We start from the raw sequence: 18,384 nt of genomic DNA, 5'->3' as shown, positions 1-18,384 counted from the left end.
ACTAGGAAGCAGGGTTCAAGAAGGAAGAATTAAATAAACTTTTTAGCTCAGGAATTCGCGTCACGTTTCCAGCACGAATAAAAAAATCTGCATATATTTTGGCAATTTTGTCGATGGAGTTAGGGTTGCTAAATTGAAATAATTTTTGATTTTCATCTAAATTAGTCAGGTTTACTCCATCCAGAGAAATTGTATTGCTAGGAATTTTTAAAGCTTTGCTGATGATAGTGTTTCCTTCTTGAACATTTTCTTTCCAGTAGTCCGAAGCTTGCAACCATCCTTGCACAAATGCACGAATGTCTTCAGGGCGATCGCGGATTACATCACCGCGAAAAATAATCAAATCTAAAATCAAGCCAGGGGTTTGTTTGCTAGTAAATAAGATATTTCCTCCTATTTTCATAGCTTCAGAAAGATAAGGTTCCCAAGTGTGTCCGGCTTGAATAAAATTTTTTTGCAAGTTTTGAGGAATTTTTAATGCCTCTAATTTAACCAAGTTCACATCATTGCCGTTTAAATTGTTAGTTTTTAACATTTCAGTTATGAACACTTCACTAAAACCGCCTAGATTTGCACCCAGCTTTTTCCCTTTCAAGTCAGCAACGGTTTTAATTTGTGATTGGGCGACTACTACATCTGCACCTGTCGATTCATCTATAACAATCACACCTTGTATATCTGGATTTATTGCACTCAAGATAATAAGATTTCCTAAAGAAGATGTCATCCCATCATACTTACCCGCACTGAAATTGGCTTGTTCCAATTGGGTGTATGGTTTATGAATTAGTTCTACATCTACCCCTTGGGCTTTGAAGAATCCTTTTTCTTGAGCAATAATACCTGGATACTCCCCAACAAAAGATGCAAATTGCACTTTCAAGGGAGGGCGTTTGAATTCAGTCGGTGTTGAAGCATGACAAGCAAATAGCAAACACCCGGTAATGAGAAGAATTTTTAGATATTTCAGTAGTTTGAACATAGACTGTTTTTATCTCAAAGATTGAGGGCGCTGTTTTCAGGAAAGATAGGTGTGCTTTTACCCATTAGTTAACTAAAATATGAACCGTAACCTCAACAAAAGTTCATGCTTTTAGCCGCAAAATTTTTGATTTTTGTGGCAATTATGGTTCAAAGTCATTTTTAACTCAAAATGGAGTAGCCTCGCGATCGCAAAGCTACTCCATTTTGATGGTTCTATTTTATTTTAGTACATTTGAACTAAGCAGTTAGGTAGGAAAATTTATCGATCTTTTCGGGTTGACAGGTAATTTAAAAGCGTTACAGCTTACCTATTCTTAGTGACGTTCAGATCAGAAGTACTGGCTTGGTTGGAATCAAGTTGTTTGATCAATTTCTTGTCCTCTCCTTGTTCCGCTTCTATAGGTAAGAATCCACCCGCCTGCATTTTCCATAATTTATAGTAAGCGCCACGACGCGCCAATAATTTTGTGTGAGTACCATCTTCGACAATGCGACCTTGATCAAATACTAAAATACGGTCTAGATGGGCAATAGTAGACAGACGATGAGCTACCACAATCACCGTTTTCTCATTCATGGCTAAATCGAGGGTATCTTGAATCGCTTTTTCGGTGATGGAATCAAGGCTAGAGGTGGCTTCATCTAAAATCAATATTGGTGCATTTTTGAGGATAACTCGCGCGATCGCAATCCGTTGTCTCTGCCCACCCGATAATTTAACGCCGCGTTCCCCTACTAGAGAATCATATCCCTCCTGCATTGGTACGATGAAATCGTGAGCATGAGCTTGACGCGCCGCCTCGCTCACTTCCTCATCGGTTGCATCCAGTCGCCCATAACGAATATTTTCCATTAATGTGCGATGGAATAGGGACGGGTCTTGAGGAATCAAGCTGATCTGCGAGTGGAGAGCATCCTGGGTCATGTCTCGAATATCGACTCCATCAATGAGAATCTGCCCCGATTGGGGATCGAATAGACGCAAGATGAGATTAACAAAGGTAGATTTTCCAGAGCCGGAAAAGCCAACCAGTCCCACTCGCTGGCTTGGTTGGATGGTGATAGAAAGATTTTCAAATACTTTCTTTCCATCTGTATAGCTAAAGTTGACTTGCCGAAACTCAATTTTACCTTGGGTGATAGAGTGGGCGATCGCCTGATCTCGATCAACCAGTTCATGGGGTTGAACAATGGTGTAGACTCCATTCGCTATATTACCGATATGTTCAAAAAATTCTAGAAACCGTTTACTTAAATTTCTGGCTTCACTAATGATTAACAGTGACAAACTGGTAGCAACTACAAAGTCAGCAGTAGCAATCTGTCCACGGCTCCACAGTGAGAGCGAATAATATAAAGTGCCAATTTTCAAAATGGCAGATGAGATAAATTGAAACCAGCGAATTCGCTCTGAATACCAGTTAGACTTTCTTACCTGTTTGAGTTCGCGCCTTAATTGCTCATTTAAATAGCTGCGTTCAAAACCCAAGCGTGCAAACAGTCGGCTACTGCTAAGATTGGTCACCGCATCTACAATGATGCCAGTTGTCTCACTTCTGGCGGCTGCGGCTTTGCGGGAGTAAATTCGGCAGCGAGTTGCCAACCAGAAGGAAATACTGATGAACAAAACAGCCCACGTACCCACAAATGCAGCCAGGGGAGGATAGGCGCGATACAGTAAAATTGTGGAGACAATATACACAATAATTACTGACATAAATTCAGTAATTAGCATTTGCATTGTCTGAGTCACACCCAAAGAAGTTTCGCCAATGCGATGTGCTAATGACCCGGCAAAACTGCTACTCAGGTAGCGATGGGAATGATGCTGCAAGTAGGCATATAGAGAACGGACGATGTGTTGTCGGTGGATGGGATGAAGAATGGTTTGCAAGAGTCCGGCTGTGCGTCCAAAGACAACTTCACCTACACTCAAAGCGGAGAACAGCATCAGGGGTTGGCTCACCGCATCAAAAATGGACTTGCTGTCCCCTGGCGATCGCGTTACGCTGCGAATAATCTCGCCAATAGCATAGGGCAACATAATGCCACAAGTTGCATGAATCACTTCCGCAATTACCATTGCCACATACCACCAACGAAACTGGTTCACAAAATAGCAAATGAACCTGAAGGTGGTATTGGGTAATTTTGGCGCATTAGCAGCACGTTGAAAAGATTTAGAAAGTCTCGTCTTTTTGATCATGAAATTTGTTATCGTGGTAACTTTTACTGTCCCGTAACATAAAAACGGACGGCTGCTCAGCCGCCCGGTGGCGTTAAATTAACTGTTGTTAGCGTCCATAGTCTCTAAACAAATGACCCTAAGATAAGCGCAAATTTTTGAGGGATCAGGCTCTTGGGATATAAGGGTGTGAGGGAAACAACAAATAGTTAAATCAAGACACCTCATAAATCATGTTCTTCTCCTAAACCCCTACACCCAGTCACAAGCGCGACATTCGTCTCTAAACCATAATTTCTGGCGGTGTGATTGCAGCATACAAATCAGATGGGAGTAAGGCATCACTGATGTTGATTTTCTTGGGGATTACACCTTCTTTAAAGAATAAATCTGCTACACGCTGTTGTTCCGCTATTAGTGCCGGACTTAAACCTCTGCGTCCGGCAAAAGTTCGACGAGACATTACCCTTTCGGCTACATCTTCATCCAGCTTTTGTTGGGTAATCATCAATTTTTTGACTTCATCTCGATTCACTTCTGCCCATTTATCAAGCGTATGAAGTTCTTCAATCAGAATTTTCAGAACACCAGGATTTTCTTGAGCAAATTTTCTATCAGCAATGTAGTAGCCGCCAGGAGAATCCAAGCCAACAGAATCTCTCAGAACACGAATGCGACCCATTTTTTCAGCGATCGCATAATGTGGATCACCAGTCATCCACACAGGGATTTTTCCCTCCAGAAAAGCAGCCCGCGCCTCGATAGTTGCCATACTTTTGATTTTGATATCTTTGATGGTCAAACCAATCGACTGCAAAGCCCTGAGCATAAAATAATGTGATGCCGAGCCTTTTTGAAAATAAACTTCTTGCCCCTTAATCTCCTCAAACTTGGTGAGTGGAGACTCTGGCGGTACGGCAATCACGCTACTTCTGCCGGTTCCTGCGTTTCTTTGTGTACCCACGACATAAACAATGTCTGATCCAGCCACTTGGGCAAAAATTGGTGGGGTTTCTCCCACTGAGCCTATATCAACCCTACGGGCAGCCATCCCTTCCATCAGCTGCGGCCCTTGGGCAAATTGTAACCATTCAACCTTAATTCCCAGAGGATCTAAGCGTTTTTCTAAAACTTGCCGATTGCGGACAAGATCCCCTGCACTTTGATACCCCATGCGGAGAACCTTCGTTTTTATCGCCAGAGAACTGCTACTATTTGCCACATCCTTTTGGCTTTGTTGGTTACAACTTCCCAACAAATAGGCCATAGAAAAACCGCCCAGACTAGATGTAGCGACATTTAGAAAACGACGGCGTTTAATCATAGGTGTTTGATAGATAAAATATTTTGGATTGGAAAGAGTTCAAATTTGCAAAACTAGCGTAGAGAATCACCTCTGCGATATTCGGCGGTGATGTCATCTAATTTTTGCTTCAAATTGTCATCGAGCTTAAGTTCCAGGGCTTTTAGGGTGTCAGCAAGCTGTTCTGGACGACTAGCACCAATAATGGGGGCAGTAATAATCGGATTAGCCAACACCCAAGCCACCGCCAGGGTGGTGAGTGATAGGCCTGCGAAGTCTGCTACTGTGCGTAATTCCTCCACAGTATTAAACTCGCGATCGCGCCAATACCTTTCTTGATAACGTTCTGCGGCTGTACCTAAGGTAAAACGAGTGCCTGCTGTTGGGCCTTGAGTCCGGTTGTGTTTACCAGTTAGTAAACCACCAGCCAAGGGGTTGTAAGGAATTACACCTAGACCTTCCTCTTTTGCTAGGGGCAAAAGTTCTCTCTCAATCTCGCGGAATAACAAATTGTAGCGGGGTTGAATTGAGACAAAGCGAGTCAAATTTCGTACATCTGCGCGTCCCAAGGCACGGGCGAGTCGGTAAGCTAAGAAGTTGGAAACCCCGATGTAGCGTACTTTGCCAGCACGTACTACTGTATCTAATGCTTCTAAAGTCTCATCCAGAGGTGTTGAAGCATCATCAGAGTGCAATTGGTACAAGTCCACATAATCAGTTCCCAATCTTCTTAAGGAAGCATCAATGGCATCGAGAATATGTTTACGCGAAGCACCCTGATCCCAAGGCGCAGTCCCGACTTTTCCCACGCATTTTGTAGCAAGGATAAAATTGTCCCGTTTGCCTTTTAGCCAACGTCCAATGATTTCTTCCGTACTTCCAGCAGTAGCTAGTCCACCACCCAAAGGATAAACATCGGCTGTATCCAGAAAGTTAATGCCTGCATCGGCGGCGGTGTCGAGAATCTGCCTGGAAGTTTCTTCATCTGTCTGTAATCCGAAGGTCATTGTACCGAGACACAGACGAGAAACGGTCAATCCAGTTTGGCCAAGTTTAGTTGTGGGTAATGTCATGTTAGAAAAAGAATTCTACTCTTAGGCGACTACAGAAGCAGGACGACGGCTCTGTGAAATCAGCCATTGTTGTAATTTTGAGTCGGTGTATACTTCATCAGCAATGAAATGATCCCCTTCAGGTATGACGGTAAAATCTACTGTTCTCCCCAAACCATGTAAGGTATCAACAATCTGCTGTGTATCTTCAATTGACAGTTTTTCGTCTTTTGCACCTTGAAATATTTGGATGGGAATTTCTTTGAGTGCAGCTAGTTGGTTTGTTTCTAGGGTTTTAGGTACACGACCGGAAACAGCTACTAAACCAGCGAAACGACCAGGATGAGTAGCAGCAATATGCCATGCTCCCGCAGTACCTAAGCTGAATCCTGATAGGATGACACGGGAAGGATCTATTGATTGAGAAACGATCAGATTATCCAACAAGGCAATAACATCTGCTTCTCGGTCTACCCAAGTCTGGCCTTCAGGAAGTTGGGGCGCGACAAAAAAGTAGGGTAAGGGACTGGATTCATCAACAAAACGAGGCAGACCCCATTTTAGTAATACATTTATATCTGTACCGCGATCGCGCGCCCCATGTAGAAACAATACGAGGGGTGCGGGTTTGTTGGTCTCTTCTGCGGCGCGGGAAAATAGATAAGGCAATAAACCAGAACGGCGTTCGATAGACATAGCTATAATTCCTCAAGTTTTTGTTTGGTGGTTAGATACCCAACTTCTTGAAGAAGTCGGGTATCTTGTCAGCAAGAAGAAAAGGGGCAGCTTTGCTGGGAGCAAGGGGGAAAACCGAGACGGAGCTTGTACTCCGCCCCAGTAAGAGCGCCCGCTTATGGGCGGGGCTTGTACCCGTGTTCCGCTTCTCTGCGAGACGCTACGCGTAGCTTGCTTCCACGGAGTGGTACGCACTCGCGTTGTGGGAAAGGGCTTGCTCCCCCTGCTCCCTGCTCCCTTCCCTCCTGCCTCTTCCGGTCAACTATCTGATTTAAGCTACTACAAGGCTCTTATCTACTTGTGGAGCAGGTACTTTAGATTCAACTGCTGTACCCTTGAAGAAGTCGGGGTTAGCTTGGGTGTAGAATTTGTAGGGATTAGCGAAGACATAAGCTTTAAAGTCAGCTTCGGAAATCACACCTTCTTGTACCAAATCCCAGCTTTCCGCTAGAGGATCTGTGAGGTCGGGTACATCCCAGTGACCAACATCTGAGGAATAGATGGCGTTGATTTTCACACCCAGGGGATTGGCTTTGTCGTTGAATGCAGCTGCAATGGTGCGATCGTCAGACTCAGAACCAAAGAAGAAGCTATTTACCCAGCGATCGCGGATATCTTCTATGGTTTCAATCCCAGCCGCCGCAAAGTCTTCTAGTTCGCTACCAATGGGCGAGCGACTATGACGGTTAAAGGAAGAACCTAGTACAGTCTTTTTCAGTTCTTCTTTGCTGAGGGGGTGTGCTTGTAAGAATTCACTACCAAAACGCTCAAACAACGCGTACAATTCATCAAAATTGGTCAGATCTGGGTTGTAGTTTTGCAGACCTTTGAGACTCCGTTTGGAGAATCTGTCTACCAAATGGATGTAAACGTGTGCGCCCCAATCTGCGCCACCTTCTAACATCGCTACGCGCAACTGTGGGAAACGCTTGGTAACACCACCAAAGAACAACGCCTTCGCAAATGCTTGTGAGCCATCGGCAAAGTGACCGATGTGGTTGTTCATATAGTTGCTGATGGAAGAGCGTCCAGTCCAACCTTGGCTACCGTAATGGGTAGTAATAGGTACACCCAACTCAACTGCCTTTGCCCAGAATGGATCGTAATCATATTCACTATCCAATCCGTAGAAGTCAATGTATGAAGCATACTTAGCGACTTCTGGGTATTGATCTGCTGGGTATTTATCAGCGATTGCTTTAATTGGACGCTTCACACCACCAGGAATGTTTGCTACTTTTAAACCTAGTGTTTTTACTGCAAATTCCAATTCTTCGACGGCTTCTTCAGGAGTACCCATTGGGATACCAGCAACTACAGTCAGGCGATCGCTATATTTGCGATACAAATCAGCATGATAGTGATTTACAGCCCGTTGCAATGCTTGACGGTTCTCTTTGCTAGCTCCAGCCGGTGCTAAAACATTATTCGGAAATAGTACCGAATAATCTGACCCTTGCTCTGCCTGACGCTCATAGAATAGCTCAGGAAGAGTGTAAGTAGCCAAATCCAACGTGTTACGGGTAACTCTCGCCCACCAAGGAGAGCGAATTGTCCGGTTATATTGACGTTCTTCGGGAGTCTGTTGATACCAGTCTTTACCGTTGCTCTTGGAGTTGAGACGAGAAGATTCCGCCTTCCGCAGTTCATCTACCAGTTTCGTGCCACCATATTGAGCAATGTAGTCCTCAAGGGCTGGGGTGAAATCGTTGGTATGAACGTCAGTGTCGATGATTGGATAATTGAGTTTCGCTTTGATAGCGGCGGAGCGAGAACTTTTTAGTCTGCTATATTCAGTCATATTTTTTCCTTGCCTACAGCAAGTTACGTAAATAAAAAATTACAGAAACAGTGCTGAGAAATGAGTTATGAGTGCCGAGTACAACAAAGCATGGGTGATATTGATGACAAAAAGAACTCATAACATACTGGCTCAACGAGGGAGTGTCTACAGCACTCGAAACTCATTACTCCTTGGTTTGTAGCTAGGACTGTAGTCTTGATTTTCGCAATACCAATGATGGTTTAGTAGGTTGCGTCAGTGCGATATAACCCAATACAGTTCAATTAAGGCAACAACTTAGACCGGTGTAGGTTGGGTGGAGGAACGGAACCCAACATTCTCAAGACTTTGTTGGGTTCCGCTATCGCTCCACCCAACCTACCATTCTCTTAACTTTTCAAACAACCTCTAACTTGCCAGACTACTAAGCCCTATTTATTTATGCCAAAACCAATCTTTCATTCACTTGTTTGACAGCAAATTGATTCTCAGGACGACGTAGCCCCAAGTTTTCCCGCAAGGTAGTACCTTCATATTCTGTACGGAATAATCCCCGTTTCTGAAGAATGGGAACGACTAGGTTCACGAACTCATCTAAGCCTGTAGGTAGGATTGGTGGCATGATATTAAAACCATCTGCTGCACCATTGTTAAACCATTCCTCTAACTGATCAGCAATACTTTCGGGAGTACCAAGGATTGTGCGATGACCTCTGGCAGTGGCAAGAGCCAGATATAACTGTCGTAACGTCAGACTCCCACGAGTCGCTAAATCTTTGACTAATTTTAGACGACTCTTATTATTGTTGGTGTCGCTAGGTAGTTCTGGAGCAATATCATCTAAAGAATATTGCGACAGATCCAAACCTTTGTAGTATCTTTTTAAAATGCCCCAAGCGACATCGGGATGAATTAATGATTGCAGAAATTCGTATTTTTCTTGAGCTTCTTCCTCAGTCCGGCCAATGATTGGGAAAGCCCCAGGCATGATTTTTAGATCCTCTGGAGAGCGTCCATATTTTGCCAATCGGCCTTTTACGTCAGCGTAAAATTCTTGGGCATCAGCTAGGGTTTGATTGGCAGTGAAAATCACCTCAGCAGTACGCGCAGCTAATTCTCGTCCAGCTTCCGATGCTCCAGCCTGGACAATCACCGGATAACCCTGCGGCGGACGAGCAACATTCAACGGGCCTTGGACGGAAAAATATTTACCTTTGTGGTTTAGTACGTGTAGTTTATTTGTATCGAAATAAATACCAGATTCTCTATCGCGGATAAAAGCGTCATCTTCCCAGCTATCCCATAACCCTTTAACCACTTGTACAAACTCTTCTGCGCGTTCATAACGTTGGCTATGTTCTGGGTGATGCTCAAGACCGAAATTACCTGCGGCGCTCTCGTTACCTGTAGTAACTACATTCCACCCCGCCCGGCCTTTACTCAAATGATCTAGGGAAGCAAACTTACGCGCCAGGGTGTAAGGCTGTTCATAAGTAGTCGAGGCGGTGGAAATAAAACCAATGTTTCGGGTAACAGAGGACAGCGCTGAAAAGAGGGTGACTGGCTCGAAATGAGCAAGTTTCCCATTGCGTTTTTGTGTCTCTGGTTCACCACCCCAAACTCCTGGGCTGTCCGCCAGAAAAACTGCATCAAATAACCCACGTTCAGCAGTTTGGGTAATTTCTTTGTAATGGTCAAAATTCGACCCTGCATCTATTTGTGCATCAGGATGTCGCCAAGCCGAAATATGATGTCCAGTAGCTTGAATAAATGCTCCTAAACGAAACTGGCGTTTTTTGCTCATCGGCTTTCCTCTTTATTTTAGATAGTTAAATTAATTCACTCTCAAGTACCAAACAAATCAAGAGTAAATAACTCTCATTTCCCCTCTGCGAGTACCTCTGCGATACTTTGGGTTAAAAAAATCAAGTTATACCGTTTCTTTATGAAGATGTGTTTGACTCTGGACTGTAGAGACGTTGCATGCAACGTCTCTACATAATTTATTTTGTGCAACTTCACAGAGAATTGGTATTAATGCTTCCAAACAACTTGAATTGTGGCTTTGAGTTCTTCTGTAAAGTGTCCAGAAGGCTCAACCGCTAGTAATGCGTCTTTGATATCTGCTTCAAATTCTTCGGCTTTGTCACCATAGAAAATTTTCAGCGAGAAAGCTGTAGTGTATAAGTAGCCAAGATAGCTAGAAACTGTCCAAGATTTCTCAAATGTGACTTCATACACTTCCTGGCGAGCAAATTTTGAATTGGCAATTACGACTTCGTGGGGAGGATCAACTGGTTTACGAATCCCTTGTCCTCGTTGTCCAGTTCGTCGCTCTTCACCTAACCATTTTTTTACCACTCCAATTGCAGCCTGTTTCCAAGGTAGAGGGCTTTTCCAAGGATCATCACCTGTATTTAGGAGTGCGATCGCACCATCATCTCCCAGCAGTTCATAAAGGCGTTCTAGTACAAGTTGGCGTTCCATCCAATGAAAGGCTCTGCCAATGGTAGCTAGTTTAAATACCCCAAGACTAGGGTTAATCAGTTCTGCTCCTTGTTCTAGCCAAGTAATATTATTTGCTCCTGCCGTTGCTGCTTGGCGTTGCGCCTCTTTGAGCATCTCCGGATCGGGATCGATCGCCACTACTTCCTGAAATTTTGTGCTGAGGGGAATAGCAATTAAGCCTGGGCCAGTACCCAAGTCCAGTAGTCTTCCTTGACCATTCAAGTTAAATATTTCCGTTAGCTTGTCAAATACGGCAGGTGGGTACTTAGTTCTGTATTGAGCATAAACTTCAGCAGCACCCTCAAATAATGTTGGGTCGTATATGGGAAGTGTTTTCAGTTGGGTCATAAGTTGATTTTTGGGTGAATCAATACTCTATTGAGGTATTGGGGAAATTATTCAGAATATTTCTTAAGTCTGTGATGGTAAGACAAATCTAGAAATTAGAAATTGTATTAAGGAAAGGCCAAAGTCTTTACCAAGTTTTTTGCATCACTTGGAAGATGGATAGGGCGTTTCACTACTACTGGCATCAGGTACACAATTATTTTTTGCCTGAAAAATATTTAAGTACTTCAGTCGGCAAATTAAATACCGTAGTTTATTTACGTCAAACTACTATAAACCGACTGACTTACAGTATTTTATTCTGTTACAGAGTTTTCCATACTTACGATAAAAATGCAAGTGTTACTTCACACAAGTTTGCTAATGTTTTTCTCTTATAAAGATATATCTTTGGGGGCTTGTTTTTTTTATTATTTTATGCAAATATCCAAAATTAATAGTTAAATTACTAAAACCAGATAGATTTTTAGTAGTTTAGTTACGGTTAAAATTTTAGGCTAATTCAACTTCTTACTCCTCAATGGAACATCCAACTTGCTGCGTTTCTTGCCTGGTTTGTAATCCTCAACACCGTTTAGTTTTTGCCAAAATTTTGTAAGGCAATCATCTGAAGAAGATTTGTCCTCAGAAGGATATGTGATTGGGATGTCAATATCCTGTGAGGTACTAGCAAGTAAAGATTTGTCAATTTTCAGTGCGTAACTCAAAAGAAGCAATGTTTAAAATTTTATGGAATTGTGGGCTAGTTGTCCCAGCCCTTTTTAATGTGCTTTTCATTCTTTCTTCAGGTGCAATGGCGGAAGCCCCACCGCAGGCGATCGCACCGGAAACACTAAATTTATCTGAATCAAAATCAGAGCTTGAGGAAACTTCGTCAAATAGTGTAACTCAGGCTGAATCAAATCAGATTGCCAATGTAGAAGTAATTGGCACGCCAGATTATTTACTATCTCAAACAGAAAATCTATTTTCTCAAGAAGATATCACAGATGAAGAAAACTCCATAGAACAAGTTACATCTGTTTCTGAGTTATCTGATGTCCAGCCTACAGATTGGGCATTTCAAGCTTTACAATCCCTGGTGGAACGCTATGGAGCGATCGCAGGTTATACAGATGGTACATTCAAAGGCGATCGCGCTCTTACCCGCTATGAATTTGCGGCTGGTCTAAATACTGCTTTAGACCGGTTCAATCAAATCATTGCCAGTTCTACAGCAGACTTAGTTAGACAAGAAGACTTAGACACAATCAAGAAGTTAAGAGAAGAATTTTCTACGGAATTGGCTACACTGCGAGGAAGACTTGATACAGTAGATGCAAAGTTAGAAACCATCGAGAAACAACAATTTTCTACTACAGTTAAACTCACAGGTCGAGCGCAGATAGTTATTGGCTCACTTTTTGCTGGTAATAACGTTATCACTGGGCGGCCAGCACCCCGCGTAGTAACACAGCAAGGATCAGTGTCTTTGCGATTAAATGCCAGCTTTACAGGTAAAGATTCACTGGGTATAACGCTGGGGGGAGGAAATATTCAATCATTAGGACAAACAAGAGCTGGATTATTAGGCACTTTTGATGGCAGAACTGCTGATAACTCCAGTATTACCAGACCACCCAATGATATTTCTGTTAGTGGTGTACGTTATCGGTTTCCTTTTGGTTCAAATACCCAAGTCAACATTTATGCTTTATCCGATGGAGCTAATGAGCTAGGTTTTACCGTTCCAATTAATCCATACTTTGAAAGTAGTCTAGCAACTGGTTCTAATGGGATTTCCCGATTCTCACGACGAGCTTTAGTCTATCAATATGGAGATGCTGGCGGTGGAATAGCAGTACTCCACAGATTAAATCAACAGTTCCAATTGGGAGTAGCTTATAGCGCACCTAACGCCAATAACCCTGGCCCAAATACAGGCTTCTTCACAGGCCGATATTTAGCTTTAGGACAGATACTATACACCAGTCCTCAGAGGAATTTTCGGGCGGCTCTAACTTACGTTAATACTTATAGTCCACCAAACGCTCAAGGTTTAAGTGGAACAAACTTTGGCCCGGCAGCAGGAAGTAACTTGGTCAATAGCACCGTAGCAGGAACGGGGACAGTAGCGAATCTTTATGGCGTACAAGCTTTTTATCAATTTAGTCCCAAGTTTGCTATGAATGGTTGGGTAAGTTATGGCGCACACCGCTATTTAGGACGCGGTGATGGCCGAGCTATGGATTGGGCTGTAGGAATGTCGTTCCCGGATCTTGGAAAAAAGGGAAGTCTAGGGGGATTGTTTGTGGGTATGGCTCCAACACTGATCAGTCTTGGCAAAAATGTGAATTTGGGAGCAGGCTTAGGACAAGCAGACAAAGACCTTTCCCTACATATTGAAGGATTCTACCAATACAAAATTAACGATAAAATCGACATTACACCGGGTTTTATTTGGGTTACAGCGCCAGATTCCAATGCCAACAATCCTGATAGTGTATATGCTTGGATTCGTACTACCTATAGGTTTTAGGTATGTATTAGCGTGGCAAGCCTTAAATAGTGCATAAAAAAAAGTTTCTTTACTGTAGGCATCTTGCCTGCACTGGACAGGCTAGAAGCTCATCCCACAAGAGAACTATAATGAATGGAACATTTTAGCTTTGCCGCGCTACTACCTCTAATCCACTACTTTAGCTGTGTCAGTCCAGTAGGGTGGGTTAGCAACAGCGAAACCCACTATTATTCTGGGCTGGATAGTAGGTCATGAATTATCTATCATCCTCAGGAACCCTGCAAATGGTTTTCTAATAGGAATCCCCTTAAACATAGGAAATTCGTGACAAAAGCTTTTTTGGGGTTGATTTTTACTAGATTTCGTGTAAGATTAGTTTTAATCTACGGTAATTCTCTCGACATACAGTATTTTACGAAGGTGACACCCTAGCGACAAGGTAATTTTTTTGTTGATTATCCGTTGTTTTCTGCCCCTGTCTGAGCAAAGCTAACATCACACGTCTCAGTGCTATTGACTAAATAGCTGTCAATGAGAACCTTGTAAAACAACTAATTTAGACCTTATGACTATTACTCTGAACAATACTAGAAGCCACGAAAAATCACTGGAAGTATTATTCAACAACAAATACGCAAATAAAATCATCCCTTGGATAGTACCTTTTATAGTGCTGTTACTTTGGGAGATTTCTTCCAGAACTGGTTTACTCTCTAGCAGAATTTTACCAGCACCCAGCAGTGTAGTTTTTACAGCATTTAAGTTAGCTTCAACTGGAGAGCTTTTCCAACACATGGGAATTAGTGCTGCACGGGCTATATCTGGTTTTATAGTTGGCGGCGGAATTGGCTTTGTTTTAGGATTACTTACTGGGTTTTCTCGGCTTTCAGAACAATTGTTAGATAGTTCTCTACAAATGTTGCGTACTATTCCCAACTTGGCATTAATTCCCCTAGTAATTTTATGGTTTGGAATTGGTGATCAAGCCAGATTATTTCTTGTTTCTATAGGTGTATTTTTTCCGATTTATCTTAATACCTATCACGGGATTCGGAGTGTAGATCCTGGTCTAATTGAAATGGGCAGAGTCTACGGCTTGAAAACACCCCAACTCTTGTGGCAAATCGTATTTCCTGGGGCTTTAGCTTCAATATTAATTGGTGTCCGATTTTCCTTAGGTATTATGTGGCTTTCCTTAATTGTAGCTGAACAAATTGCCGCAGATTCCGGTATTGGTTATATGGCGATGAATGCCCGTGAGTTTATGCAAACTGATGTTGTGGTATTAAGTATTGTCATTTATGCACTACTAGGTAAACTAGCAAATTCTATAGCCAAAGCTCTAGAAAATAAATTCTTAGCATGGAATCCCAATTACAAACCTGCTGGGTAAAAACTAAGAAATAAATTGTGAATTCCTTGAGTTTGGTGTTGCCTAAGCATCAAATTATCAAGATTGGTATAACTCGATTATCCATAAAAATAGGAGAAACCCAGATGGTTGCAAATTTAAAAGGTTCACGAATCAATATTTTGGATCTAACTAAAGCTTTTGGTCATAAAACCGTTTTAAATTCATTAAATCTAGAAGTAGCACCTGGAGAGTTTATTGCTATTGTGGGGCGTAGTGGTTGTGGTAAAAGTACTTTATTGCGCCTTGTATCAGGGTTAGATAAACCCACTACAGGCGGTATTTTGCTAGATGGGGAACCACTCCGTAAACTTAGTCATTCTGTTAGAGTGATGTTTCAAGAACCGCGTTTACTACCTTGGAAACGCGTGATTGATAATGTGGGTCTAGGATTACAAGAAAATTGGCAATCAAAAGCTACATGGGTATTAGAACAAGTAGGACTTAAAGATAGAGCCGGTGAATGGCCTCATGTATTATCTGGAGGACAACGACAACGGGTAGCATTAGCCAGAGCATTGGTGAGTCAACCACATTTACTACTACTGGATGAGCCTTTGGGCGCATTGGATGCGTTAACTCGTCTAGAAATGCAATATCTCATCGAAGATTTGTGGCGAGAGCGAGGCTTTACGGCATTTTTAGTCACCCATGATGTAGAAGAAGCTGTGGCCTTAGCAGATAGGGTCATAGTAATTGAAGAAGGACGGATTATGTTGGATTTACCCGTAAGATTGCCGCGCCCACGAGATAGGGCTAGTGAACTATTTATCAATATCAGAGAAGCTGTACTAGAGAAGGTTATGAATAATGAAAGTAATCATAAAAATCAATTATTGCAGATGACTCATTAATACTTATATTGGGAGCATGACTTTTGGCAGAAATACTCAAGTAGCTCTTAAACTATAACTGTTGCAATCTATTAATCAGGCAGTGTTGACTTGATTCTGCACAACCAAGCTCTAAAGCCAATTACCCACCAATACAAATGCTGACCAATAAAAAGGATGTTGAAAATCAGCATTTTGCAAAAAAGTTAGTTGAGTTTGTCGTAATGCTTCTGCTTTGCTAATACCCGGTTGTCTGAGGTGTTTATAAAATTCCACCATAAATTTAGCAGTAGACTCATCTTTTACTGACCAGAGAGTAGCTAGAGTGCTGCGCGCACCAGAACGTACTGCTACCCCAGCCAAGCCTAATATAGCTCGATTGTCTCCTTTTGCTGTTTGGCAGGCACTGAGAACCATTAATTCTACAGGTGTAGATTGTGATTCGTTTCTGGCTTGCAGAAATTCACTCAATTGTTTAACATTAATCTTCTCATTCCAACTGAGAATAAAAGTGTCATCAGACTGGCTACTAAACTGACCATGAGTGGCTAGATGTAACACCGAAAATGGTGTTGATTCTATAGCTTGCTTAAGGTTGGTGTCGGTAAAATTTTCATTTAAAAGTAGTTTTGAAGAAACTTCTTCAGAAATTTCTGTTACTTCCGATTTAACTGCTGGTAAAGCTTTAAAGCCTTGCCGTGATTCACTCAGGGCAGCTGTCATCAATTTGATATTTTCACGTTTGAGCGATCGCGCTGGCATCAACTGCATCCCTGGAGATAGTGCTAAACTGTATTTCTCTAGCAAGTACTGTTGGCCATCATGTAAAACTGCCATCGGGATATTGCGTAAAGAACCATCTAACACAAAAGCTAGTGTTTTGACTCCACTGTTGCTCAACTCAGATTCCAGAGGACGTATTAGCCAATCATAAAGTTTTCGAGAAACATTTAACCTTTCCTCATTTGAGAAAATTGGGTTGAGGGATTGGCGTGTTTGTTTAATTATGTCTTCCATTTCCCTGGAAGATAAGACTGTTTGATAACTAGAGAGGGGTTTGCCAGGAATAGATAAAATTACTTCTAAGCGATCGCCTAAAATAATTGGGTAGATGATGGCTGCTTGTTTGTCGATTTGATCGATTTGCTCTGGTTTAGCGTTTAAACAAGCTTCCCGAAAGAAATTATCTAACTCTGCTAATTGCAACGCTTCGATTGTCTCTCGTGCTAATTTTAAGTTTCCTTGACTGGGTTGGGGCGATTCCAGTAATATATCCACGAACTCCCGATAAATCGGTTCCACACTCTCCTGAAAAGAAAACTGAACATCACGATTAATCGCTACTAAGTCACTACGCAGAGACTTGAGAGTTTTCACAGAATTATCGTAAGCTGCGATCGCACCCTGATGGTCGCCTTGTTTTTTCAAAATACGCCCAACTTGCCAAGCCGCTTGATAACTAATATCAGTAGCGTTAATCTCTTGAGTAATTTGTAGTGCTTGTTGGCTCAGTTTTAAAGCCTCACCTAACTGCTGGTTCTCAAAGTACAATTTTCCGAACTCATTTAAAGCATAAGCTTGAGCGCGCAAATCACCCAGCATTTGAGCCTGTAGTGATGCACGGGCTAAAATTTGCGCTGATTCTCGATATGATATGGACTCATTGCCATCTAGCTTTGACAATTTAGTCAAATTACGAACAAAATTAATTGCTGCATAAATAGACATCCGACTGGCAGGTAGTTTCTCTAATTGCAACTTAATTTCTGACAATAAAGCCTCAGAGGGTTTGTTGCGTCTAGTTTGTAAATAGAGACTAATTTGATTCAACTGTGCATCGATGCGTAATTGAGAATTACTTGTCTGAGCTACAACTTGTTGATAATAATCAAAAGCTACCTCTATTTGTTGTAAATCTCTAGCCGTATTTCCCAGGTTAAACAGAATATTACTAATGTCTGTAGCGGAATTTAAGCCTTTACTAATCTTTAAACTCTGCTGTAAAATTTCTTGAGATTGTTGTATATCTCCTACTAATTGGAAAGCAATTCCTAAACTTTGTAATGTTTTGGACTTAATGATAGAATCTGGCTGATTTTGCAACTTTTGATGCAAATTCACTAACAACTGCTGCCCTCTGCGATATAATCCTAAAGCTCGCATTGCTTGGGCTTGGTTAATTTGGCTACCTAGCTTTCCCACTTCATCACCAGCTACTGCATATGCACTTTCCGCATCTTGCCAAGCTTTTAAAGCTGCTTGTGCCTGTCCTGTTGAGAGTTTGAGATTACCTAGAGTATTCAGAGCTACTGCTAAGATAGCAGAGTTTCCTTGTTTCTGGACATTGAGATGTTTTAATATGTTTAAGCTATGAGTAATAGAAACTTCTGCATTTGGCCAATCGCCTAAATTCTGATAAGCCAAGGACAGGTAACTTAAACTCCAAGCTTCGTTGATACTATCACCTTGGTTTTTAAAGCCAATATATGCAGCTTCCCAAAATTTCACAGCTTCAGCAAAGCGTCCAGACTCAAATGAACTTCTACCCTGATGTAGTCGATATTTGGGATTGGAAGAGTCAATAATAGAGGATTGCCGTAAACTTGAGTCTACTTCCAGATTTAATTTTGATATTTGGACTAGTTGCTGATTAGTCTGTGCCGATACTGTAAGATTCGTGGTTATTAAAAAGCAAGTTAGTCCTCCCAAAGAGACCGCATATTTAGTGAAATTCAGCATATG

Annotated in this window: 12 protein-coding genes; 3 read left to right on the top strand and 9 right to left on the bottom strand. The window is 42.0% G+C overall.

Going from position 1 to position 18,384, the window contains the following annotated elements:
• Position 1: 1 nt before the first annotated feature.
• From ACM5QX_RS13690 to ACM5QX_RS13655, 8 genes are all read right to left on the bottom strand, one after another.
• A complete protein-coding gene (locus ACM5QX_RS13690) occupies positions 2-982 on the bottom strand; it encodes an ABC transporter substrate-binding protein (protein ID WP_414754006.1) in 981 nt (326 codons plus the stop codon).
• Between the two features lie 306 nt (positions 983-1,288).
• On the bottom strand, positions 1,289-3,190 hold the full coding sequence (locus ACM5QX_RS13685) for an ABC transporter ATP-binding protein (RefSeq protein ID WP_011320829.1): 1,902 nt from the start codon (positions 3,188-3,190) through the stop codon (positions 1,289-1,291).
• A gap of 262 nt (positions 3,191-3,452) precedes the next feature.
• Positions 3,453-4,493, bottom strand: a complete 1,041-nt coding sequence (locus ACM5QX_RS13680) for an aliphatic sulfonate ABC transporter substrate-binding protein (protein WP_414754005.1) — start codon at positions 4,491-4,493, stop codon at positions 3,453-3,455.
• 53 nt (positions 4,494-4,546) lie between these two features.
• On the bottom strand, positions 4,547-5,545 hold the full coding sequence (locus ACM5QX_RS13675; RefSeq protein ID WP_414754004.1) for an aldo/keto reductase: 999 nt from the start codon (positions 5,543-5,545) through the stop codon (positions 4,547-4,549).
• 21 nt (positions 5,546-5,566) lie between these two features.
• Positions 5,567-6,220 carry a dienelactone hydrolase family protein gene (locus ACM5QX_RS13670; protein WP_414754002.1) on the bottom strand — a complete coding sequence of 218 codons (654 nt, stop codon included), beginning with the start codon at positions 6,218-6,220 and terminating at the stop codon, positions 5,567-5,569.
• A 310-nt stretch (positions 6,221-6,530) separates the two neighbouring features.
• Entirely contained in the window at positions 6,531-8,060 is a 1,530-nt protein-coding gene (locus ACM5QX_RS13665) for an amidohydrolase family protein (RefSeq protein WP_414754001.1), read from the bottom strand.
• A gap of 421 nt (positions 8,061-8,481) precedes the next feature.
• Entirely contained in the window at positions 8,482-9,846 is a 1,365-nt protein-coding gene (locus ACM5QX_RS13660) for an LLM class flavin-dependent oxidoreductase (protein ID WP_414754000.1), read from the bottom strand.
• A 230-nt stretch (positions 9,847-10,076) separates the two neighbouring features.
• On the bottom strand, positions 10,077-10,898 hold the full coding sequence (locus tag ACM5QX_RS13655) for a class I SAM-dependent methyltransferase (RefSeq protein WP_414753999.1): 822 nt from the start codon (positions 10,896-10,898) through the stop codon (positions 10,077-10,079).
• 715 nt (positions 10,899-11,613) lie between these two features.
• On the opposite strand from ACM5QX_RS13655, the gene ACM5QX_RS13650 reads away from it, so the two are divergent.
• The 3 genes from ACM5QX_RS13650 to ACM5QX_RS13640 all read left to right on the top strand — a co-directional run bounded on the left by ACM5QX_RS13650 (position 11,614) and on the right by ACM5QX_RS13640 (position 15,663).
• Positions 11,614-13,416, top strand: a complete 1,803-nt coding sequence (locus tag ACM5QX_RS13650) for an iron uptake porin (protein WP_414753998.1) — start codon at positions 11,614-11,616, stop codon at positions 13,414-13,416.
• 547 nt (positions 13,417-13,963) lie between these two features.
• Positions 13,964-14,791 (top strand): ABC transporter permease subunit, encoded by an 828-nt coding sequence (locus tag ACM5QX_RS13645; protein WP_414753997.1) that lies wholly within the window; start codon positions 13,964-13,966, stop codon positions 14,789-14,791.
• Positions 14,792-14,895: 104 nt separating this feature from the next.
• A complete protein-coding gene (locus tag ACM5QX_RS13640; RefSeq protein WP_414753996.1) occupies positions 14,896-15,663 on the top strand; it encodes an ATP-binding cassette domain-containing protein in 768 nt (255 codons plus the stop codon).
• 111 nt (positions 15,664-15,774) lie between these two features.
• Here ACM5QX_RS13640 and ACM5QX_RS13635 read toward each other — a convergent pair whose 3' ends face one another.
• Positions 15,775-18,381, bottom strand: coding sequence for a CHAT domain-containing protein (locus tag ACM5QX_RS13635; protein WP_414753995.1), 2,607 nt, complete (start codon positions 18,379-18,381; stop codon positions 15,775-15,777).
• Positions 18,382-18,384 lie beyond the last annotated feature (3 nt).

Origin of the sequence: Anabaena sp. CCY 9910, assembly GCF_963920875.1 — a bacterium.
GTDB lineage: Bacteria > Cyanobacteriota > Cyanobacteriia > Cyanobacteriales > Nostocaceae > Trichormus > Trichormus variabilis.
The sequence above is the reverse complement of the archived record's forward strand: the minus strand, read 5'-3'. Positions and strand labels throughout refer to the sequence as shown.